21 protein-coding genes are annotated in these 18,709 nt (G+C 34.9%); 5 read left to right on the top strand and 16 right to left on the bottom strand.

The features are described from left to right. Window positions 1-484 precede the first annotated feature (484 nt). From MKL35_RS06820 to MKL35_RS06800, 5 genes are all read right to left on the bottom strand, one after another. A complete protein-coding gene (locus MKL35_RS06820) occupies window positions 485-1,609 on the bottom strand; it encodes a ribonuclease D (protein ID WP_002049871.1) in 1,125 nt (374 codons plus the stop codon). Window positions 1,610-1,916: 307 nt separating this feature from the next. Then, the gene (gene recR / locus MKL35_RS06815; protein ID WP_000490551.1) at window positions 1,917-2,513 is read right to left on the bottom strand and encodes a recombination mediator RecR; all 597 of its coding nucleotides are present in this window, start codon (window positions 2,511-2,513) and stop codon (window positions 1,917-1,919) included. Window positions 2,514-2,522: 9 nt separating this feature from the next. Beyond that, window positions 2,523-2,852, bottom strand: a complete 330-nt coding sequence (locus tag MKL35_RS06810) for a YbaB/EbfC family nucleoid-associated protein (protein ID WP_001024697.1) — start codon at window positions 2,850-2,852, stop codon at window positions 2,523-2,525. Window positions 2,853-3,108: 256 nt separating this feature from the next. After that, window positions 3,109-3,345, bottom strand: coding sequence for a hypothetical protein (locus MKL35_RS06805; protein WP_004887361.1), 237 nt, complete (start codon window positions 3,343-3,345; stop codon window positions 3,109-3,111). Between the two features lie 178 nt (window positions 3,346-3,523). Continuing rightward, complete coding sequence (locus tag MKL35_RS06800; RefSeq protein WP_031224812.1) at window positions 3,524-4,711, bottom strand: O-succinylhomoserine sulfhydrylase; 1,188 nt, start codon at window positions 4,709-4,711, stop codon at window positions 3,524-3,526. Between the two features lie 134 nt (window positions 4,712-4,845). On the opposite strand from MKL35_RS06800, the gene MKL35_RS06795 reads away from it, so the two are divergent. Continuing rightward, window positions 4,846-5,931, top strand: a complete 1,086-nt coding sequence (locus MKL35_RS06795; RefSeq protein WP_032011987.1) for an alpha/beta fold hydrolase — start codon at window positions 4,846-4,848, stop codon at window positions 5,929-5,931. Window positions 5,932-6,052: 121 nt separating this feature from the next. Here the strand turns inward: MKL35_RS06795 and MKL35_RS06790 are convergent, their stop codons facing one another. The 5 genes from MKL35_RS06790 to MKL35_RS06770 form a co-directional block, all read right to left on the bottom strand. Then, window positions 6,053-6,820 carry a class I SAM-dependent methyltransferase gene (locus MKL35_RS06790; protein ID WP_006581560.1) on the bottom strand — a complete coding sequence of 256 codons (768 nt, stop codon included), beginning with the start codon at window positions 6,818-6,820 and terminating at the stop codon, window positions 6,053-6,055. 241 nt (window positions 6,821-7,061) lie between these two features. Further along, window positions 7,062-7,436, bottom strand: a complete 375-nt coding sequence (locus MKL35_RS06785) for a cell envelope integrity protein TolA (RefSeq protein ID WP_032011986.1) — start codon at window positions 7,434-7,436, stop codon at window positions 7,062-7,064. A gap of 177 nt (window positions 7,437-7,613) precedes the next feature. Next, the gene (locus tag MKL35_RS06780) at window positions 7,614-7,838 is read right to left on the bottom strand and encodes a hypothetical protein (RefSeq protein ID WP_017392812.1); all 225 of its coding nucleotides are present in this window, start codon (window positions 7,836-7,838) and stop codon (window positions 7,614-7,616) included. A 501-nt stretch (window positions 7,839-8,339) separates the two neighbouring features. Next, window positions 8,340-8,540: a hypothetical protein gene (locus MKL35_RS06775; protein WP_032011151.1), complete on the bottom strand. Its 201-nt coding sequence runs from the start codon at window positions 8,538-8,540 to the stop codon at window positions 8,340-8,342. A gap of 128 nt (window positions 8,541-8,668) precedes the next feature. Then, complete coding sequence (locus tag MKL35_RS06770; protein WP_017392813.1) at window positions 8,669-9,094, bottom strand: GFA family protein; 426 nt, start codon at window positions 9,092-9,094, stop codon at window positions 8,669-8,671. 264 nt (window positions 9,095-9,358) lie between these two features. Here MKL35_RS06770 and MKL35_RS06765 point away from each other — a divergent pair, with 264 nt between their 5' ends. From MKL35_RS06765 to MKL35_RS06755, 3 genes are all read left to right on the top strand, one after another. Then, window positions 9,359-9,628: a YARHG domain-containing protein gene (locus tag MKL35_RS06765; RefSeq protein WP_002049864.1), complete on the top strand. Its 270-nt coding sequence runs from the start codon at window positions 9,359-9,361 to the stop codon at window positions 9,626-9,628. 18 nt (window positions 9,629-9,646) lie between these two features. Beyond that, window positions 9,647-10,060, top strand: coding sequence for an HIT family protein (locus tag MKL35_RS06760; protein ID WP_209796237.1), 414 nt, complete (start codon window positions 9,647-9,649; stop codon window positions 10,058-10,060). A 253-nt stretch (window positions 10,061-10,313) separates the two neighbouring features. After that, window positions 10,314-11,375 carry a porin gene (locus tag MKL35_RS06755; protein ID WP_002050241.1) on the top strand — a complete coding sequence of 354 codons (1,062 nt, stop codon included), beginning with the start codon at window positions 10,314-10,316 and terminating at the stop codon, window positions 11,373-11,375. Window positions 11,376-11,479: 104 nt separating this feature from the next. On the opposite strand, the gene MKL35_RS06750 is transcribed toward MKL35_RS06755, so the two are convergent. Both MKL35_RS06750 and MKL35_RS06745 read right to left on the bottom strand, forming a co-directional pair. Further along, window positions 11,480-12,070: a YidB family protein gene (locus MKL35_RS06750; RefSeq protein ID WP_004708930.1), complete on the bottom strand. Its 591-nt coding sequence runs from the start codon at window positions 12,068-12,070 to the stop codon at window positions 11,480-11,482. A gap of 99 nt (window positions 12,071-12,169) precedes the next feature. Continuing rightward, the gene (locus tag MKL35_RS06745) at window positions 12,170-12,631 is read right to left on the bottom strand and encodes a DUF6231 family protein (protein WP_002049924.1); all 462 of its coding nucleotides are present in this window, start codon (window positions 12,629-12,631) and stop codon (window positions 12,170-12,172) included. A 39-nt stretch (window positions 12,632-12,670) separates the two neighbouring features. On the opposite strand from MKL35_RS06745, the gene MKL35_RS06740 reads away from it, so the two are divergent. Beyond that, a complete protein-coding gene (locus MKL35_RS06740) occupies window positions 12,671-13,540 on the top strand; it encodes a DUF2797 domain-containing protein (protein ID WP_022574615.1) in 870 nt (289 codons plus the stop codon). A gap of 46 nt (window positions 13,541-13,586) precedes the next feature. Here the strand turns inward: MKL35_RS06740 and MKL35_RS06735 are convergent, their stop codons facing one another. The 4 genes from MKL35_RS06735 to MKL35_RS06720 are packed head-to-tail and all read right to left on the bottom strand — an operon-like array spanning window position 13,587 to window position 18,620. Continuing rightward, on the bottom strand, window positions 13,587-14,705 hold the full coding sequence (locus MKL35_RS06735) for an ABC transporter permease (RefSeq protein WP_106479368.1): 1,119 nt from the start codon (window positions 14,703-14,705) through the stop codon (window positions 13,587-13,589). Window positions 14,706-14,709: 4 nt separating this feature from the next. Next, window positions 14,710-15,834, bottom strand: a complete 1,125-nt coding sequence (locus MKL35_RS06730; protein ID WP_016804997.1) for an ABC transporter permease — start codon at window positions 15,832-15,834, stop codon at window positions 14,710-14,712. A 10-nt stretch (window positions 15,835-15,844) separates the two neighbouring features. Then, a complete protein-coding gene (locus MKL35_RS06725) occupies window positions 15,845-17,608 on the bottom strand; it encodes an ATP-binding cassette domain-containing protein (protein ID WP_032011152.1) in 1,764 nt (587 codons plus the stop codon). Further along, complete coding sequence (locus MKL35_RS06720) at window positions 17,601-18,620, bottom strand: HlyD family efflux transporter periplasmic adaptor subunit (RefSeq protein WP_032011154.1); 1,020 nt, start codon at window positions 18,618-18,620, stop codon at window positions 17,601-17,603. Before MKL35_RS06720 ends, MKL35_RS06725 begins: the two co-directional genes overlap by 8 nt. Window positions 18,621-18,709 lie beyond the last annotated feature (89 nt).

The following is an 18,709-nucleotide window of genomic DNA, read 5'->3' as shown; positions in this document are numbered from 1 at the left end:
AGTTATTAGTAACTTTCATTTATAGCATAAAAAATTAATCTCAATATTAACTTATTATTGATTTTAAAAACTTTTTAAGACTTTGTATATAAAATTAGAGGCCTCCTCTCCCCGAGAAGGCCTCTATATTTCTGCACCGAAACAAACTTATAGTTATATATTGTTTATTTTGAAATTGTTTTTCTTGTTGCCAAGAATATACAGACCTGTATATATACGCAATTGAATTTTTCTCACGCATAAAGTTAATTTAATTCAGCATAATCATATAAAATTAAGATGAACTCATATTTATAGTATTTAAACTTCAAAACAACCTAAATATATAAAGTATAACTAAACAAAAATTTAAGTTTATAAAGATAGCCTTATAAAAAGGCTTATTTTTAAAGCAAGATTAAATACAAGAAGTTGAATAAATATTAATCAAATAAAATATTTTCTAAATACAAAGTGCATTTAAACTAAAAACACCTATTTAAATTTAAAATAAGAGACTTGCTTTCTCTTCTGTAAATAGCTCAATAAGAGGTTTAGTGAGTAATTCATAGCGCCAACCTAACAAATAGTCAGGTAAGTCTTGTTCATCACCTTTAGAAAGTACATGTTGATGAATTGCATTTAACCATTTCTTACGAAGTAAAACTTCTTTCGGAATGGAAGTCTGCTCTATTGCGTTTGCAATTAATGCATCCATTTTATCTAATGTTTCTTTTGATGTAATTTTAAAAGGTTTAGCAATTTTAGCTGGCCATTGCCCTTCTACTGGTAAATCCTTCAAAAGATCTAGAATAATTTTGCCATATTCACGAACAACATTGGGACGGATATCTCTTACTTGTGATAACTGGAAATTATTACGTGGATTTTTTTCAACCAAATCAATCATTGTAGAATTTCTAAGGATAAAACTACGTGGTTGATTGGTTGCTTTAACTATATGTTCACGCCATTCACTTAAATTTTGCAATTGCATTAATTGACGGCGTGAGTGTCGATAATTACCTACATCTGTATAGAGTAATGGTGTTGGTGTTTCACTAATAATTTCTTTGGTTAAACTGCGGCAGTCTTCAAGAACACACTCATAAAGACCTTTTTGCTTAAGCTGGTCCTTAATATGGTTTGCTAACTGCATAAGGTATAGGACATCATTTGCAGCATAACATAACTGTTGAGGTGACAAAGGTCTTGCTAACCAATCTGATCGAGTTTGATCTTTTTCAATGTCGATTTCTAAACAAAGCTTTAAAGCACCTTGATAACTGACTTGTAAACCATGCCCTAAAAAAGAAAGTCCAACTTGGGTATCAAAAACATTTAATAGATTTTGTTCATCGGCATAATGATAGATTAAATCAATATCCTCACCGCATGCATGAAAAATATTTTGTTGAGCAACAAAGATTTTTTTCCAAAAATCTCTTAAGTCTAACGACACGCCATCCAGCAAATATACATTTCCGTTAACATTAACTTGACATACTCCAAGTTTAGGCCAAAGGGTATCAACCTTAATAAATTCTGTATCAAGTCCGTACGTTGAACATTGATCCATTTGTTGAAGGACATCAACCAATTCGGTTTGCTGTTGGATAAACTGAAACATGCTTTCTCAAGTAACTGCAAAGAGTGCTTTAAACTCTGGTATATATAACATAGCAATAGAAAAATGCTACTGAATCCATGATGAATAATCTATTTTTGAACAATTTTCCAAAAAAGAGATAATTTTTTGATCATTATTTTAAATTTTTCAATTTAAGATCCTTATAAAAATTTATTTTTACTAACGGCTTTTTTTAATTTATATATTCACTCAGTAATTTTTTAAAAATATGTTTTTGTCTTTTAAAAAGATTTTTTAATAATACAATTTTTATTTTAAAAAATCTTTGAAATAAGCACCGAAGTACTTATTTCATACGCATACGGTTATGCACCGCTTGACTTAATGTATGACTATCAACATATTCAAGCTCACCACCTTGAGGTACACCTTGAGCAATACGTGTCATGTGAATAGGTAAATGTTTCGTCGCTTCAACCAAATAGTGCGCTGTCGCCTGACCTTCTACAGTGGCGTTAGTCGCCAAAATGACTTCTTCGATCGTGCCTTGGCTTAAGCGTTGAATTAGGTAAGGAATACCTATTTCCTCTGGCCCAATCCCATCTAATGGAGAAAGATGCCCACCCAATACATGGTATTTACCACGGAAACTACCACTTTGTTCAATTGCCATAACATCTGCCGGAGATTCAACCACACATAGCAGTTGATCATCTCTTTCTGTTGAAGCACAAATATCACAAATTTCGTGCTCAGTTAAAGAGTGGCAAACACTACATTCATGAATATAACTTGATGCTTCATGTAGAGCATGCGCTAAAGCAAATGCACCTTCACGATTTTTCATCAAAAGATGTAAAGCCATACGTTGAGCCGACTTCGGTCCAACGCTAGGCAAAATACGTAAAGCTTGAACGAGTTGTTCAAATCTATCACTAAACACTGAATTTCCTTAGAACATGCCCGCTAAACCAGGAGGTAAACCCATACCAGAGTTAGCTTTTTGCATTTTTTCTTCAGAAACTACTTCGGCTTGACGCACAGCATCATTCACCGCAGCTGCGATTAAGTCTTCAATCATGTCTGGTTCATCTTGAAGCAATTCTGGATTAATTTCGATACGTTTTACGATATAACGACCAGTCATGGTTACTTTAACCAAACCACCACCCGCTTCAGCGTGTACTTCAGTTTGAGCAAGCTCTTCTTTGGCCTTTTTTATATTTGATTCCATATCTTTTTGCATGCGCTGCGCTTGCTGCATGAGCATATTGATATTCATAAACCTAACTCCGTATCTCTATCAAATATAATTGATAGTCACATAACACTTCAGAACTTAAACTCTTTTAGTCACTCAACTCATCACAAAGATCATTGAGGTCATTACGTTTAAATCAAAATTAATCTGTAATTCTGACACAATAAATTAATGTTTTCTATTGCTATCTATGAAACTATTTTCGCTAACTTATCTGTTTAAAGTTTTCTGTGTAAAACTTTTTACGCTTAGAGCCAGTTCTAAAATTTAAGTGAAACTATTGTGAAGCTTGAAGGTTTTTATTGTCCGGTTTGTATTCATTTAAAGGCATTTTTTGAAAAGAGGCATTTGCCTTTTCTATGGAATGATCTGCATCTTCAACTGATTTGTTCGCATCATTAATTAACAATACAGTTTCGCTAATCTGAGTCGGTTCGTCCTTTTGGGCAAATACTCTGTATCCAACCAAACCAATTGCCCCTATAGCGACTAATATAATTATAGGTTTAAGCATGGTTAAAAAACTCACTTTGTTATTTTTATTAAATTTAGAACTTTTATACGTTGTGATTTTAGAGTCATTTATAACAAAATGTAGTCTTTTTATTTCATTCGTTGTATGTAAGTAACAACGCTATGAATAAAAAGCCACACTAAAATAAGTATGGCTTAGTCTTAAATATATAAATTAATTAGATTAAATCTAATCCACGTGAGATATCACCAATAATATCGTTAATATCTTCTAAACCAACTGAAACACGGATTAGACCTTCTTGAATACCTGCTGCTTGTTTTGCTTCAGCAGAAAGTTTGCCGTGCGTTGTGGTCGCAGGATGGGTAATCGTTGATTTCACATCACCTAAATTACCGGTAATAGAAATAAATTTGGTGTTATCAATTACTTTCCAAGCGCCTTCACGCTCACCTTTAACTACAAAAGAAACAATCCCTCCAAAACCTTTTTGCTGTTTTGCAGCAAGTTCATGTCCTTCATGAGCTGAAAGGCCTGCGTAGTAAACTTTTTCTATTTTTTCATGAGTAGATAACCATTCTGCAAGAATTTGAGCACTCTCACAGTGTGCTTTCATACGTAAGCGTAAAGTTTCTAGACCTTTTAGGAACACCCACGCATTAAACGGACTCATAGAAGGTCCAAGTGTACGAACAACACCAAAAACTTCTTCTAGCAATTGATGATTACCGACAACAGCCCCACCTAATGCGCGCCCTTGTCCATCTAAATATTTAGTTGCAGAGTAAATCACAAGGTCTGCACCAAATTTTAATGGTTGCTGTAAAACTGGCGTACAAAAACTATTATCAACTGCAAGTAAGGCACCATTCGCATGGGCAATATCTGCAAGTGCTTGAATATCCGCAATCTCAGCTAATGGATTCGATGGTGACTCAACAAATAAAAGTTTAGTTTCTGGACGTACTGCATTTTTCCATGCATCCAAATCACATAAATCAACAAATGTAATATCTACACCAAACTTGGCAATATATTTTTCAAACAAGGCAACGACTGAACCAAATACTGCTCTTGAGCAAATAACATGATCACCCGCTTTTAAATATGCCATTGCAACTGACAAAATTGCGCCCATTCCAGAACTTGTTGCAACCGCTCGCTCAGCCCCGTCTAAAGCTGCTAGGCGTTTTTCAAACATTGATACAGTCGGATTGGTAAAACGAGAATAGATATTTCCTTGAACTTGACCAGAAAATTTTGCAGCTGCTTCAGCAGCGTTTTCATATACAAAAGATGAAGTCAAAAAAATTGGTTCGCCATGCTCACCTTCAAAACTACGAGTATGTCCGGTACGAATGGCTAAAGTATCAAGTTGGTATTCTAAATCATCAGACTGGTTCATTAAATGTGCGCCTTTACTGGTCATGTACTAAAAAACTATCATCATTTTGAGTGTCTAAGGTATTTAAGGTCAAGGTAAACCTGAAAATTTTCGCTTAGACTTCAATCAATCTTTAGTATAGTTGGTAAAACAAGATGAAACGCTTAAAGTCCCTTGTCCCAGAACAAAGTCAAATCAAGCACCTCTCTACCCGACTATTTCGTCCTCAAACATTAGTATTGTCACAAAGCACTCCGTTTGAAGTAATTGGTGAATTCAATCAAACCCGTGTTCGTTACTATGCGGCTACCCAGAAGCGTTTTAAAGAACCATTAGTATTTGTTGCTCCGCTAGCAATTAATATGGCGATCTATGATTTATATCCTTATCGTTCGCTTGTAAAATATTTTCAAAATGCAGGTTTTGACGTATATCTAGTCGATTGGGGACGTTTGGGCTTTAAAGATAGACATCTTAACTTTTTATCATTTATAGAAGATTTTATTCCTAAAGCTATAGAACTTGTTCGCACCCATTCAGGCAGTGACCAAATTTCTCTACACGGATGGAGCATGGCAGGTATATTCGTTACTTTATATACAGCGCATAATCAACCAAACTATGTCAAAAACCTTATAGTATTAGGTAGTCCAATTGATAGTTATGCTTCTGGTTATATTGGAAAACTCTACCGAACCATAAATAACACTATTGCTCGCAATAAGAAGCTACAGGAGCGTATCTACTCAGGTTTACCAAAGCGTTTGATTCATACACCTGGTATTTTAAATTCTCTAGGATTTAAAATTCTTGATCCTAAAGGTTGGCTCGATGGTCATGTTCAATTACTGAAAAACCTTGATGACCTTCAGTTTGTACAAGAACATGCCACTTTAAGTAGTTTTTTAAATAATATGATTGATTATCCAGGAGGGATTAATCAGGACATGTTATTCAATGTTTGGCTACAAAATCCGTTGAATCAAGGTTCTATTTTATTAAAAGATAAAAAAATTGAGTTAAAAAATATCGACTGTTCTCTCTTGGTTGGTGCGGGTCGTAGCGATCAATTGGTTACGGCGGATGCAGCTCAACCATTAAGCCATTTAACCAGTAGCCAAGATGTTACATTTACTCTTATTCCAGGTGGTCATTTGGGACTAATTTCAAGCCAAGCAAGTTCTCAAGAGTTTTGGCCAAAGTTAGCAGCATGGCTAAGTGAACGTTCAACGAAAATTTGAGCTTTAAAAAGGAAAAAGCCCTTACATAAAGGGCTTTTTTATACTTAGTTTTAAAATATAAATAAGATTTTGATTAATTTTGAAGATTTGTAATGTTTTGAACATTGACCCTAAAAGCAGACTAGAAAGATATTTTTTTAAATACGAAGTACCCTACTTTGCTTTCAAAACTCCCGTCTTTTTGAATATTAAAATATTTTTTGACCACATCTGATGCATTCTCTTGTAGATACTTAAGTGTTTTTATTTGGTCTTCGGGAGTTTTCATACGCTGCACCCAGCTATCAAAATCTAGCATGAGTGACTGTTTATCTAAGGTAGTTAACTCAAAACCAGCATCTTCTATAAAGTAAACCCATTCTTTAATACTATAGTTTCTTACATGACTTGGGTCTCGAATAACCTCTATAGTCTGTAAAAACGTATCTAAAATGGGAAAACTTGAGCTGATAATATCAACAAAAATAACGGTACCATTAGGTTTTAAAACACGATTTATTTCTTTCATCGCCGTTGGTACATGTTGCCAGTGATGGGCAGAATAGCGACTAATCACTACATCAAACTGTTCATCAGTAAACGGCATATCTTCGGCTATGCCTTGTTGTACAAAAATATTTTTTATTTTTCGATCATTGGCAGCTTTTGAGACAGTATCAAGCATTTCATGAGATAAGTCATAAGCAAAAACTAAATCGGCATGATTAGCAACGTTATAAGCCACATGGCCACCACCACAACCTAAATCTAAAACGACAGCATTTGAATATTTCTCAATCTCTTTAATGAACTTATCAAACTCAATCCCTTCAGAGTGAGCTGTGCTGTTCAAATAACTTAAAGATTTATTTTGATACTGTTTTAAATTTATCTCATGTTGATTCAACATGGCTCATTCCTCTTCTTTGATGAATTAACCATAAAAGAAAAAGTGGATAAAAAATAATGATTAGTTTTTAAATAATTAATAAAATAAAGTTATAAATTTATCTTTTAAAGAATATGAGGATAGAATAATTAAAGTGAGGATGATTAATAGTTATCTTGTTTATAATTTTACATCCCAAATATAGAAAACCACCAATTGGTGGTTTTCTATAAATAAAAAGTCAAATTTGTGTCCTTAAAATTCACTTTGCCACAAACTTGATGTTGAACTTTCTTACCTGTTTTCTTACCTCAGGATTAGAAGGCAAAACAAATGGGCTTGCACGCCATATTGCCTTTTCAATACTTGATTTGAACTTTGGATCTTCTTTATCTAGAAAAATAATTTGCTCAATCTCACCACTATCACTTAAAAACAGTTTAACGCTAGCGCTCATACCTACAGAAGATGGTGGGACATCCCAAATTTTAAATATCTTTTTTTGATATTGTTGCTTATATTTTTCAGCCTCTACAATAGTTTTATCATCACCGCTTTTCACTGGCGATAATGATTTAGAGTTAATAGTACACCCAGTTAATAACAATATTGAAGTTAAAATAATGATATTTTTCATTTATAAAACCAATTTTTTCAATGATTAAAATTTAACATTTTATCTTTTTAAAAACTACCAAGCTGATAGTTTATATTGAATAGTCATTATTAAATACAATCTTAGTAAACTTTATATTTCAGCTAATTTACTCGATTGTTTAGCCTAACTATTCAATTTTAATTTTTAAGTAGTGACTTAAAATGATATTTTGTAACGTGAATTGATATTTGAATGCTCAGGCATATCAGCAATATCCTGCTCAGTAAAAATTCCATGCTCAAGTACTTTTGTCCCATTAAATGCAGTATTAACCGGCGTAATGGGAGACTTGGTAATATAATTTTCATCAGCTTTTTGCGTCAATGATGTGCAACCTTCTAGCCCAAATCCAGCAATAAGGACAAATAAAAATTTCTTCATCTGGCTCACCTGTTATAATAAAAATCAAACAATCTAACAAATTATCTATCAATTGTCACATTTTCAAAACGATTAAGTCTCAATCAAAGCTTTAACAAAACTTAATGAAATGTAAACTAATTTGCATAAAATGTTAAATTGTGTAAAATACCTAAATAATTTAACGATATGTTTCAACTCATGATCTTTCTACTTTTTTTATTTTTATTATTTACGTTTGTGCTTCTTTTAAATGCTCATTACAAACAATAGGAGCATTGATTAATCATTCATCAAAGATATCTAAATATTTTTTAAAATAATAAGCTTTTACAGCACCCATAGATCAAGTTTAGTCATCTAAAATTTTATAAAAATAAAAAAGCCCGCTTTGTAAGCAGGCTTTACCCTTTTGATTTTTTGCGCTGATCATTCAGGACTTTTTTGCTGTTTGTGACAGCGCTCGGATATTACACTTATACTTAAAGATTAAAAAGACTAATCTTTTTTAAACTGATGCACTTATTCATCAAGTTCTATCGGATCACCATCTTCTGGACGAATATGTTGTGTGCCGTCATCAGCAGGATCAACACTAGATCCATCCTTAGTGATCGAGTTATACATTTCATCCTCTTTTTTATCATCTGTGAATTCTTCATCTTCAAAATCAAGAGGCTCGTCATCATCTTCAAAATTTAAAGGCTTTTCTTCATCTATCATGTGATTCATCCTTTTTTAAGTTATGTCACTTCATGCTTAATTAAATGACAGATATATTCAACAGTGAACACACATCATTTATGTAAAGAATACTTAAGAAGTATTAAAGATATAAAAACTAAAGGCTGTTATTCAAAGTATTTTAAGAACTCTTCAAGCACAGGTAAATGGACAAAACTTTTATGAGCATCTTCTAGCACGACCCATTCATGTTTTGACTCTATACAAAAATTAAGCTTTAAGTCTGGATTAAATGAGTGTTCCAAAAGCCCTAATGGTATCCATATATAATTTGTACCATTAATTTTATTGGGTACGGGTGAACCACATTTATTACAAAACGATGAGGTAAAACCAGTCTCTTTTTTATAGGTAGAAATATGTTCACTTCCAAATAGCCAGTTAAATTGGCTTTCTTTGACCAAAGTAGCCGCATTTGCTCCTGTACCCGTTTGTTTTCGGCATAAACTGCAATGACAGTAATAAACCGTTTTTATTTCACGAGTTATAGAGAATTTTACTTGATTACATAAACAAGAACCAATGTTACTCATATAATGTATTTAATTCATCACTATGAAATTTTCATAATGACTTTAAATATTGATTATGTACATATTTTTATTGTTTAATTTAAAATAAAATCTAACCAATTGATTTAAAATAAATTTAAAAAAAGATATTGATATCTAAAGCTTTTTTGTATTATAAGATCAAATGTGATTTTTAATAACACTTGAGTAATTAATAGTCATTGAAATATTGGGAATAAACCTTATATTGAGTACAGGTTCATACCTTTAACTGAGGAAAAGCTCATGAATAAATTATTGGTTGCAGTATTCACTGGAATGGTAACCCTTGCCGGTTTCAGTGCTCAAGCTGCAACACCTGAGCAAGAATGTCAAAAATTGCAAGACGATTACAATTTAATTTATGCATCAAAAGGTTTTTGTTTTAAAGACCAAGATGCTAAAGAAAAATATGGTAATGAAAATTGTCATACGACTAAGCCAAAATTCTCTGATAAAGAGCAGCAACGTCTAGATGCAATTAAAGAACGTCAAAAAGAATTGAAGTGTAAATAGTATTTAAAGGAATAATACATGGCATATGATGATCAAAATATCTTCGCAAAAATTTTACGTGGAGAACTTCCAGCGATAAAACTCTATGAAGATGATCAAGTTCTAGCTTTTATGGATATTATGCCCCAAGCCGATGGTCATGCATTAGTTATTCCAAAAACTCCTGTAGTAACTTTACTTGATTTACCGCCTGAAGCGGCAGCCTATACCATTCAGATCGTGCAAAAAATTGCGAAAGCAATGGAAACAGCATTAAATCTTGATGGAATTGTTCTTATGCAATTATCTGGCGCCGCTGCTGGACAAACCGTCCCTCATGTTCATTTTCACCTAATTCCAACAAATGTTCACCAACTTGGTAAACATGCTGCGCAATTGGGAGATCAAGATAAAATCAAGGCCTTAGCTGAAAAAATTAAAGCAGCTCTTTGATTTGAAGAGATAAAAGCGGAGCTTAGGCTCCGCTTTTTTATTTAAAAAGTGTAATAAAATCAAAAGAAAATAAAGTATTTCTAATTTTTATTTGTCATAAAACTGTCATTTCTTCTTCACTCCACTGTCACAAAGTTTACAGATACTTCTTAGCAAGTTGGTGAGCTTCTGTAACTTTTTGTACATAAGCCAACTAAAAAATAAAAGTTAGCTAGGCATACGCCATTTAAAAATACCTTTTGGAGAAATCTCAATGAAGAAATTGCTTCTCGCTGCCGCAGTTGCAACTCTAAGCGTAAACGCGGTGCAAGCAGCGCCAACTTTGTACGGTAAACTCAATGTTACCATTGACCAAGTTGACAACAAAAATTTCGATGGTAAAAGTGACGTTACCGAAGTTAACTCTAACGCGTCTCGTATTGGGGTAAAAGGCGAAGAGAAATTGACTGATAATTTATCAGCAGTTTATTTAGCTGAATGGCAAATTAATGCTGATGGTGATGGTACAGATCTTGGTCAACGTAACCGTTATATCGGTATCAAATCAAATAATGTTGGTACATTAAAAGTTGGTAAATTTGACTCTTACTTTAAAAATGCTGCTGGCAACTACCAAGACATCTATAACGACCACACTATTTTAGATATTACCAACACAATGTATGGTGAAGAACGTCTAAATAACGTTATTGGTTTTGAATCTGATCCTAAACTTCTTGCTGGTGTAACATTCAATGTAATGTTCCAACAAGGTGAAACTCCTGCTGATCCAACACCAGGTACATCTGGTAACGATGACAAACGTAACGGTTTTGGTGACTCAGTTTCAGGTTCTATCGGCTACGAAAACAAAGATATTGGTTTAGCATTAGCTGCTGCTGCTAACTACAGCGTACAAGGTAAATATAATGCATATGGCCTTAGCAATATTTTCTCTGATGCTTACCGTGTAACTGGTTCTTACGATTTTAGTAAACTTGGCGCAACTGGACTTGTATTAGGTGGTTTATGGCAACATGCTGAACCAACTGATGAGCTAACTAAATATAAAGGCTTACAAGAAGATGCATGGGTTGGTGCTGTAACTTACAGAATTGGTGAAACACCTTTTGTAGTAAAAGGCCAATACCAATCATCTAAAGCTTCTGTAGATGGTCAACAAGATCGTAAAATTGATCAATACGGTGTGGGCTTAGACTACAAAATTAATAAACAAGCACGTTTCTACGGTATTGTTGCTCAACAAAAACGTGACTGGCTTGCTCAAGATGACAAACGTACTGTTGTAGGTGCTGGTATGGAATATAACTTCTAAGTTATTAACCATCTTGCATAAAATAAAAGGGCTTATGCCCTTTTATTTTATTGTACCAACAAAAAAGCCGATAATTTTTATATCGGCTTTTTTTAATCTCAATCTTATTTTAAGAAACTGCTCACAAGATTCATCACATTTTGAATGTCTTGATTCGCTTCTTGATGATCTGTACTTTCACCCTGTGGTGTTAAAGAATCAATAACCTGAGGTAACACAGACGCGATCGCGCCGTAAACTTGCTCTTTTGGCGCTTGAGTCTGTTGGGCAACTTGTTCAACATCTGCAGGGTTAAATAAGCTTTGCAGTTGCTGAGTTGGAACTTCACTATTACTTTGATTTGGATCAACCCAACTTTGAACTTGACTACCTAAACCGGCACCTTTTAACTTTTCTAAAGCAGCCTGTAAACCACCTTGTTGTTGAACCCAGCCTAAGATTAAAGGTACTACAGCAATTAATAAACTTTGTACACCGCCACCAGCTTGAGGTGTATTGTTATTTCCAGTCACTTGGCCTAATACCGAACCCAATACTCCACCTAGACCACCTTGAGTACCAGAAGAAGTATTACCACCCATTTGTCCCAATACAGAACCTAAAATTCCACCTAAACCACCTTGACTTGATGCTTGCTGGTTCCCACCTAAAGCTTGCTGAGCCAAAACTTCTACAATATTGCTTAAATTTGTCATGAGTAACTCTTATGTATGGTTTATACACGAGCATACGCGTTTTTTTGTTAAGACAGCAAAAGCGAAATTGTTAAATTTTGAAAGAGATTAAATAGCCTTTTACCAGCGGAATTTATTCCAGTTTTCCGGGTTTGCCCAAAATTTTGAATTAAACCAGTCTGGAACATGTTTATAGGTCAAGATATTAAATTGCCATAAAGCGAAATCACTATCATGTGAAGTTTTATCAATAAGTTGGGTGAAACCTAAAGAACGCAGAAGCTGTTCATCACTGCGCTTACTTACTACAACAATTCGTTTTGCTAATAAATCTCTTAGCTTTACTAATAATTGTGATTTATGTACATCGCTAACGCTTTGCATTTCATCTGTATCAAACAATACAAAACCTAAATCATAACGCTGAGTAAAAGGCAGACTTAAAAGCTCAGTTACGGTAAAATAATGCCATTGAATTGCGTTATTCTGGTCAATTTTCTGGCCAATACAAAGTGCAGTATGAATGGGCTGTTCGTTTGATAAATCGTCTAGCATAGAAGTGATGACATTTTGTTCAGCCATAACTGCAACCCTTAATTGAAAGATGTGAGTTTAAACTTTATGGAACTACAAGGCATTTGCCATAAAATGCATGCAGGCCTAAAAGATGCTAGTGTAACTGATCAACAGACAACCAAGGCAAATGTTGAATACAAATTTGTATTAGACCGTTCAGAAATTGATCTTCCTTTTAATTTAGGACAAGAACTAGAAATCGAATGGACAGGTAATATTTATTGCACATCTTGTGGCGCCAAAACACCGAAGTCCTATTCTCAAGGTCACTGTTTTAAATGTTTTAAAACGAAAGCTGAGTGTGATCTTTGCATTATGAAACCTGAAACATGTCACTATCATTTAGGTACATGTCGTGAAGATGACTTTGCCCACAGTGTATGCTTCCAACCACATATTGTGTATTTGGCAAATTCAAGTGCTTTAAAAGTAGGAATTACCCGTGTTAGCCATATGCCAGGTCGCTGGCTAGATCAGGGAGCAACTCAGGCTTTACCTATTTTAAAAGTTGGATCACGTCGTTTATCTGGTCAACTTGAAACCATGTTTGGTTCCCTAATTGCTGATAAAACTGACTGGCGTAAACTTCTTAAGGGTGAAGCTGAACCTCTAAATATGGTTGAACAACGTGATCAATTAATTGAAGAGTTTGCACCTAAAATTCAAACTATACGTGAAGAGTTTAGCCAAAATCTTGAATTTAACGAGACAGTTGAATTACTAGAAAATGAGTTACCGCGTGAGTTTGTTTATCCTGTTGAACAATATCCTGAAAAAATTAAGTCTCTAAACTTAGATAAAACACCAAAAATTCGTGGTTTATTACAAGGTATTAAAGGCCAATATTTAATTTTTGATATTGGTGTTATCAACATTCGTAAATATACGGGTTACGAACTGATCGTACGTGCATAAGTAGATTTAAAAAGCCCCTAAAAATGGGGCTTTTTCATTAATACGATTAAGATAATCTATTTCTAAATAGCCAAGCTGCTAAGGGTAAAGTGATCAGTCCAAGTATGATCATTGGAATAAAATTAAATTGAACTTGTGTAAAGTTTGCTCCTTCCAAATACACCCGTTGTACCAAATTAATTCCAAACCTTAAAGGATTTGCGTAAGTTGCTATTTCAAGTGCTTTTGGCATATTTTCTACAGGTGTCAGTAAGCCTGAAAGCAACATCAAAGGCATAATTAGTAGAAACGTAAATAGCATGGCTTGTTGCATATTTAATGATAATGCAGAAATTGATAAGCCCACTCCAACTATAGCCACATTAAAACTCAATAAACCAAAATAAAGCAGCCCAATAGAGCCATTCATGGGAATTTTAAACCAGAACAAAATAATCAATAAAATAATAGTTGACTGCATCAGCCCTACAAAAATTGGCGGCAAGGCTTTACCAATCATAATTTGTAATGGCGTATACGGTGTCACTAATAACTGATCAAATGTTCCCTGCTCACGTTCACGTGCGACTGACAAAGCAGATAAAAGTAGTGTCTGCATCATACTTAATGCCGCAATTAATGAAGGCATTAAGCTCCATCGAGACTCTTGATTTGGGTTATACCATGTTCTTGTTTCAAGGCTAATAGGTAAAGCTGAGTTAAATTTTTGCTGATTAAACTGTCCAACTATTTTGTTTAGATATGAACCTGCCACAACTGCCGTTGATGAATTCCTGCCGTCAACAATCACCTGTATAGGAGAGTTTTGGTTATTATTTAATTTACTCTCGAAGTCTGACGGAATCGTGATTACAAGCAATACCTGACGGCTATCAATCACCTGTTTGATTTGTTCGGTATATTGAAGTGTTGCAACACGCTTAAAAATACCAGAGCCATCTAATTTTGAGATGAGTTCATGTGAGACTTGGCCATTGCTCTGATCTAGAATTGCATAATCCACACGGTTAACATCATAAGTTGCAGCGTAACCAAACAAAAGTGCTTGCATCAGTGCTGGTACAAATAGAATGACTCTATTTGCAGGGTCACTAAAAATAGTTAAGAATTCTTTTTTGACTAAAAAACTTAAGTGCTTCAGCCACGTGATTAATTTTTGCCACATAACTTTATCTCAACCGTTTTTTTAGTGAAAAGTTCACGGCACATATCAAAACAATAATATATCCCAGTAAAAAACCGCATTCTTTAAGCCATAACTTCCAGTCATCACCTCCCATAAATAAGGTTTTAATTAAAATCATAAAATGTGTAGCTGGCAGTAACTGGCTAATAATTTGCACCACTAAAGGTAAGTTACGTGTATCGAAAACAAATCCTGAAAGCATAAGTGCGGGCATAAAACTTGCCAATAAAGCAATTTGACTTGCCTGAAACTGACTTTGAGCAAAACCCGATATGGTTAAACCAAGTAATAAAGAAACAACTAAATAGAGAAATGAAGCCGATAAAACTGAGAATAATGAACCGCGCATGGGTACTTCAAAAATAAAATAGGCAGCAATAATACAGATTACGATATCAATCATGCCGACAACAACATAAGGAATGAGCTTTGCTAATACAATTTCAAATGGTCTTACAGGTGTGACAAATAAGGCCTCTAGTGTTCCCCGCTCCCTTTCACGAGCAATAAGTAAACCAGTTAAAAATGCACCGATTAAAGTTAAAATTAATACCATTAAGCCAGGAACTAAAAACCAAGTACTATTAGCAGATTCGTTAAACCATATTCGTTGTTCAACATTAATGGCACTTGACGTTGCTAATATTTGACCACGATCAACTTGTATAGACGCCGCTGTAGCCAAAGCCCCTGTAATATAGCCCTCCAAAGCTGTTGCTATGATGGTGGATGTACCATTTAATAGTAGTTGAGCCTTTGCATTACCTTGTTGTGTCTGACTCGTAAAATCTGAAGGAAAGTGCAAAATGGCATCAATTTCTCCATCTCGAATGGCCTGTTCTGCTTTAGGTAAACTAGGAAACTCTTGACTTGCTAAATATCGCGAACCCTTTAAACCCGCTAAAATCTGATTGATCTGTGGTGAGGACTGATCAACTACGACACCAACTCGTGCCTGATTTAAGTCAAAGGAAAGTCCATAACCAAACAATAAAATTAAAATAACAGGCAAAACCAGACCAATCCCGAGGCTGCTTTTGTCACGAATGAGCTGCTTAGTTTCTTTCCTTACTAACGCTGTCAATCGATTCCAAAATCCAAAGCTCATTGTAGACCTCCTAAACAGCATGCCTTAAAGCACGGGCTTGCTCTACAATTGCTATAAAAGCCTCATTCATATCACCAATATGCTTATCTCGACTGGCTAAATCGCGTACTTGTTGGGGGGAGCCTAAGGCCAATAACTTTCCAGCATCTTGTATGGCGATGCGGTCACAATATTCCGCCTCCTCCATAAAATGAGTCGTAATAATGATGGTAATTCCCTGATTTGCTAGCTCGCCAATGCTGTACCAAAATGAACGCCGTGCAAGAGGATCAATCCCGCTCGTAGGTTCATCTAAAAATAAAATTTCTGGTTCATGCAATAGTGCTGCAGCCATAGATAGTCGTTGTTTATAACCACCGGGTAAATCACCACTTTTAATATGAGGTTTTAAATCGTATTGCTCTAATGCATTATCAATTTGTTGATTTAGTTTTTTGCCTGTTAGACCATAGGCCCCACCAAAAAACTTCAAATTTTCTAAAACAGTTAAATTGCTATACAGTGCAAATTTCTGAGAGACATACCCAACTTTGCCTCGTGCCTCAGCACGAGCTGTGCGTAAGTTTTTACCAGCAACTTCTAGATAACCACTACTTGCTGGTAACAATCCACATAACATCCGAAATGTTGTGGTTTTACCCGCACCATTTGGTCCAAGTAATCCAAATATTTCGCCTCGCTTTACATCAAATGATGTATTGGCAACGGCAGTAAAATCGCCAAAGGTTCTGACTAAATCTTTAACAACAATGACGGGTTGTTGTGATTTTAAATTATTGTTTTGTTCTAATTGAAAATTCTGCTCAGGAACAGATACATGTTTTGTTTGCTTTTGAGTCTGCTGCAACAACATCATAAACGCATCTTCAAGTTCGGCTGATCGCCTATGAGCGACTAGCCCCTGAGGTAAAATATCTGTTGATAATTCTTTTTGGCGACTGATAAAGTTTACTTGTTCACCCTTTGGAACAGCATCAATAATGTCAACAGAATTTCCAAGCAATTGGGCTTGTAAAGTCCGTGCCTTAATTTGCTCTGAAAGTTTTACTTTCCATGTTTGTCCATGTGCTATTTCTTTTAATTGCTCAGGTGAGCCTTGCTTTAAAATTTTGCCCTCATACATGATATATACATAGTCACACTTTTCTGCTTCATCCATATAAGCAGTACTTATAATAACGCTTAAATTTTCTTCTTGAACAAGCTGTTCAATAATAGTCCATAAATCTCTTCTTGATAAAGGATCTACTCCAACACTAGGCTCATCAAGCAATAGTAATTCTGGGGAACGAACTAACGTACATGCCAGTCCTAGCTTTTGTTTCATTCCACCAGAAAGTTTCCCTGCTGGGCGTTGAATGAATTGAGTAAGATCCGTTATTTCTAATAACCGTTTAAATCTTTGACTGCGTACATCTTTGGGAACGCCATGTAAATCAGCATATAAATTTAAATTTTCTTGTACACTTAAGTCTTCATATAGACCGAAACGTTGTGGCATATAACTAATACGGTCTTGCACAGCTTGAGGATGTTTATCGATATCAAACTCAAGCACATTCAGAGAACCTGAAGTAGCTTTATATAGTCCAGCAACTAATCTTAATAAAGTTGTTTTTCCTGCGCCATCTGGGCCAACTAAAGCAGTAAGTTCTCCTTTATTGATTTGCATATCCAAATCATCAATTGCCTTAGTATCTGTTAACTTTTTATTTTCACCTTTAAAAATCATCGATAAATGATGGGCTTGAACCACTACATTATTATCAGTCATGAGCTTTCTCACCTGAAACAAGTGGTACTTTTACAGTCACTGGTTGACCCATTTTCAATTGATCATTCGGGTCATTTACATAAACCCGGACTTCATAAACTAGAGTTGTTCTTATCTCATCAGTCTGTACAGTTTTAGGCGTGAACTCAGCCACAGAAGATATATAGCCAATTTTTCCATTGATAGGTTGATTCGGATCAGCATCTCGAATGACCTGTGCCGTACCACCCATATGAATGGAACTCAAATCTTTTTCATTTGCATATACACGAACCCATTTTGGATCGGTCAAGGCCAATGTATAAACTGCCTTTTGCGCAGTGGTCATATCTCCAACTTCTTGTAGTCGCGCTCTCACAACTGCATTTACAGGAGACTTTAGTACAGCTTGAGTAAGATTATAGTTGATTAGATCTAAATTCGCTTTGGTTGCGTCATATTGTGCTTTGGTTGCTTCTCGATCCTCTTGTCTAGCGCCTTTAATGACCAATTCTAAATTAGCTTGTCTTTCACGGACCGCTGCTTCAGCACTATGTTGATTACTTTTGGCATAGTCGAGTTCTTGTTGGCTAATTGCCCGACCATCCGTACTACTCACCAATATTTGTAACCTTTGCAAGTTTTTACTGGCTTTATCTAAATCAGCTTGAGCAGAAGCGAGTTGTGCTTTTGCTTGACTAATTTCTTCTGGCCGAGCTCCGACTTGTTGTTTAACGATAGCTTCTTGTTGAGCTTTGAGTTGTGCTTGGGCTTGCTTTGCCTGAATTTGTAATGCATTAGTATTCAGAGTTGCTAATATTTGACCGGCTTTAACTTTATCGCCCTCTTGAACTAAGAGTTTTTCAATACGGCCCGGCTGTTCAAATGCAAGTGAAACTTGGCGGATATCCACGTTTCCATATAGAGTCAAATTACTATCTTCTTGATTTTTTGTCTTATATCCCCACACCCAAAAACCGATGACAACCAGAGCTATAATAACTAGGACTATGGCAATCACTTTTTTATTCATCTTATTATCCTTTATTAAATTCAAATTTTCTTAGTTTAAATTCAATTTAAATTTAAATTACTCCAATCTTTGAATAAAAGATATACTTT

Source organism: Acinetobacter sp. AOR41_HL (genome assembly GCF_027854645.1).
GTDB lineage: Bacteria > Pseudomonadota > Gammaproteobacteria > Pseudomonadales > Moraxellaceae > Acinetobacter > Acinetobacter nosocomialis.
Note: the sequence above shows the minus strand (reverse complement) of the source record. Positions and strands in the feature narration are given on the sequence as shown.

What these genes read in the sequence shown, in the direction of transcription:
- MKL35_RS06725 (WP_032011152.1), bottom strand. Translation starts at nt 17,608, where the DNA reads ATGACTGATAATAATGTAGTGGTTCAAGCCCATCATTTATCGATGATT.
- MKL35_RS06810 (WP_001024697.1), bottom strand. Translation starts at nt 2,852, where the DNA reads ATGAATATCAATATGCTCATGCAGCAAGCGCAGCGCATGCAAAAAGAT.
- MKL35_RS06735 (WP_106479368.1), bottom strand. Translation starts at nt 14,705, where the DNA reads ATGTGGCAAAAATTAATCACGTGGCTGAAGCACTTAAGTTTTTTAGTC.
- MKL35_RS06785 (WP_032011986.1), bottom strand. Translation starts at nt 7,436, where the DNA reads ATGAAAAATATCATTATTTTAACTTCAATATTGTTATTAACTGGGTGT.
- MKL35_RS06720 (WP_032011154.1), bottom strand. Translation starts at nt 18,620, where the DNA reads ATGAATAAAAAAGTGATTGCCATAGTCCTAGTTATTATAGCTCTGGTT.
- MKL35_RS06760 (WP_209796237.1), top strand. Translation starts at nt 9,647, where the DNA reads ATGGCATATGATGATCAAAATATCTTCGCAAAAATTTTACGTGGAGAA.
- MKL35_RS06780 (WP_017392812.1), bottom strand. Translation starts at nt 7,838, where the DNA reads ATGAAGAAATTTTTATTTGTCCTTATTGCTGGATTTGGGCTAGAAGGT.
- MKL35_RS06805 (WP_004887361.1), bottom strand. Translation starts at nt 3,345, where the DNA reads ATGCTTAAACCTATAATTATATTAGTCGCTATAGGGGCAATTGGTTTG.
- MKL35_RS06745 (WP_002049924.1), bottom strand. Translation starts at nt 12,631, where the DNA reads ATGGCTGAACAAAATGTCATCACTTCTATGCTAGACGATTTATCAAAC.
- MKL35_RS06790 (WP_006581560.1), bottom strand. Translation starts at nt 6,820, where the DNA reads ATGTTGAATCAACATGAGATAAATTTAAAACAGTATCAAAATAAATCT.
- MKL35_RS06795 (WP_032011987.1), top strand. Translation starts at nt 4,846, where the DNA reads ATGAAACGCTTAAAGTCCCTTGTCCCAGAACAAAGTCAAATCAAGCAC.
- MKL35_RS06800 (WP_031224812.1), bottom strand. Translation starts at nt 4,711, where the DNA reads ATGAACCAGTCTGATGATTTAGAATACCAACTTGATACTTTAGCCATT.
- MKL35_RS06775 (WP_032011151.1), bottom strand. Translation starts at nt 8,540, where the DNA reads ATGATAGATGAAGAAAAGCCTTTAAATTTTGAAGATGATGACGAGCCT.
- MKL35_RS06820 (WP_002049871.1), bottom strand. Translation starts at nt 1,609, where the DNA reads ATGTTTCAGTTTATCCAACAGCAAACCGAATTGGTTGATGTCCTTCAA.
- MKL35_RS06765 (WP_002049864.1), top strand. Translation starts at nt 9,359, where the DNA reads ATGAATAAATTATTGGTTGCAGTATTCACTGGAATGGTAACCCTTGCC.
- MKL35_RS06755 (WP_002050241.1), top strand. Translation starts at nt 10,314, where the DNA reads ATGAAGAAATTGCTTCTCGCTGCCGCAGTTGCAACTCTAAGCGTAAAC.
- MKL35_RS06740 (WP_022574615.1), top strand. Translation starts at nt 12,671, where the DNA reads ATGGAACTACAAGGCATTTGCCATAAAATGCATGCAGGCCTAAAAGAT.
- MKL35_RS06750 (WP_004708930.1), bottom strand. Translation starts at nt 12,070, where the DNA reads ATGACAAATTTAAGCAATATTGTAGAAGTTTTGGCTCAGCAAGCTTTA.
- MKL35_RS06770 (WP_017392813.1), bottom strand. Translation starts at nt 9,094, where the DNA reads ATGAGTAACATTGGTTCTTGTTTATGTAATCAAGTAAAATTCTCTATA.
- MKL35_RS06730 (WP_016804997.1), bottom strand. Translation starts at nt 15,834, where the DNA reads ATGAGCTTTGGATTTTGGAATCGATTGACAGCGTTAGTAAGGAAAGAA.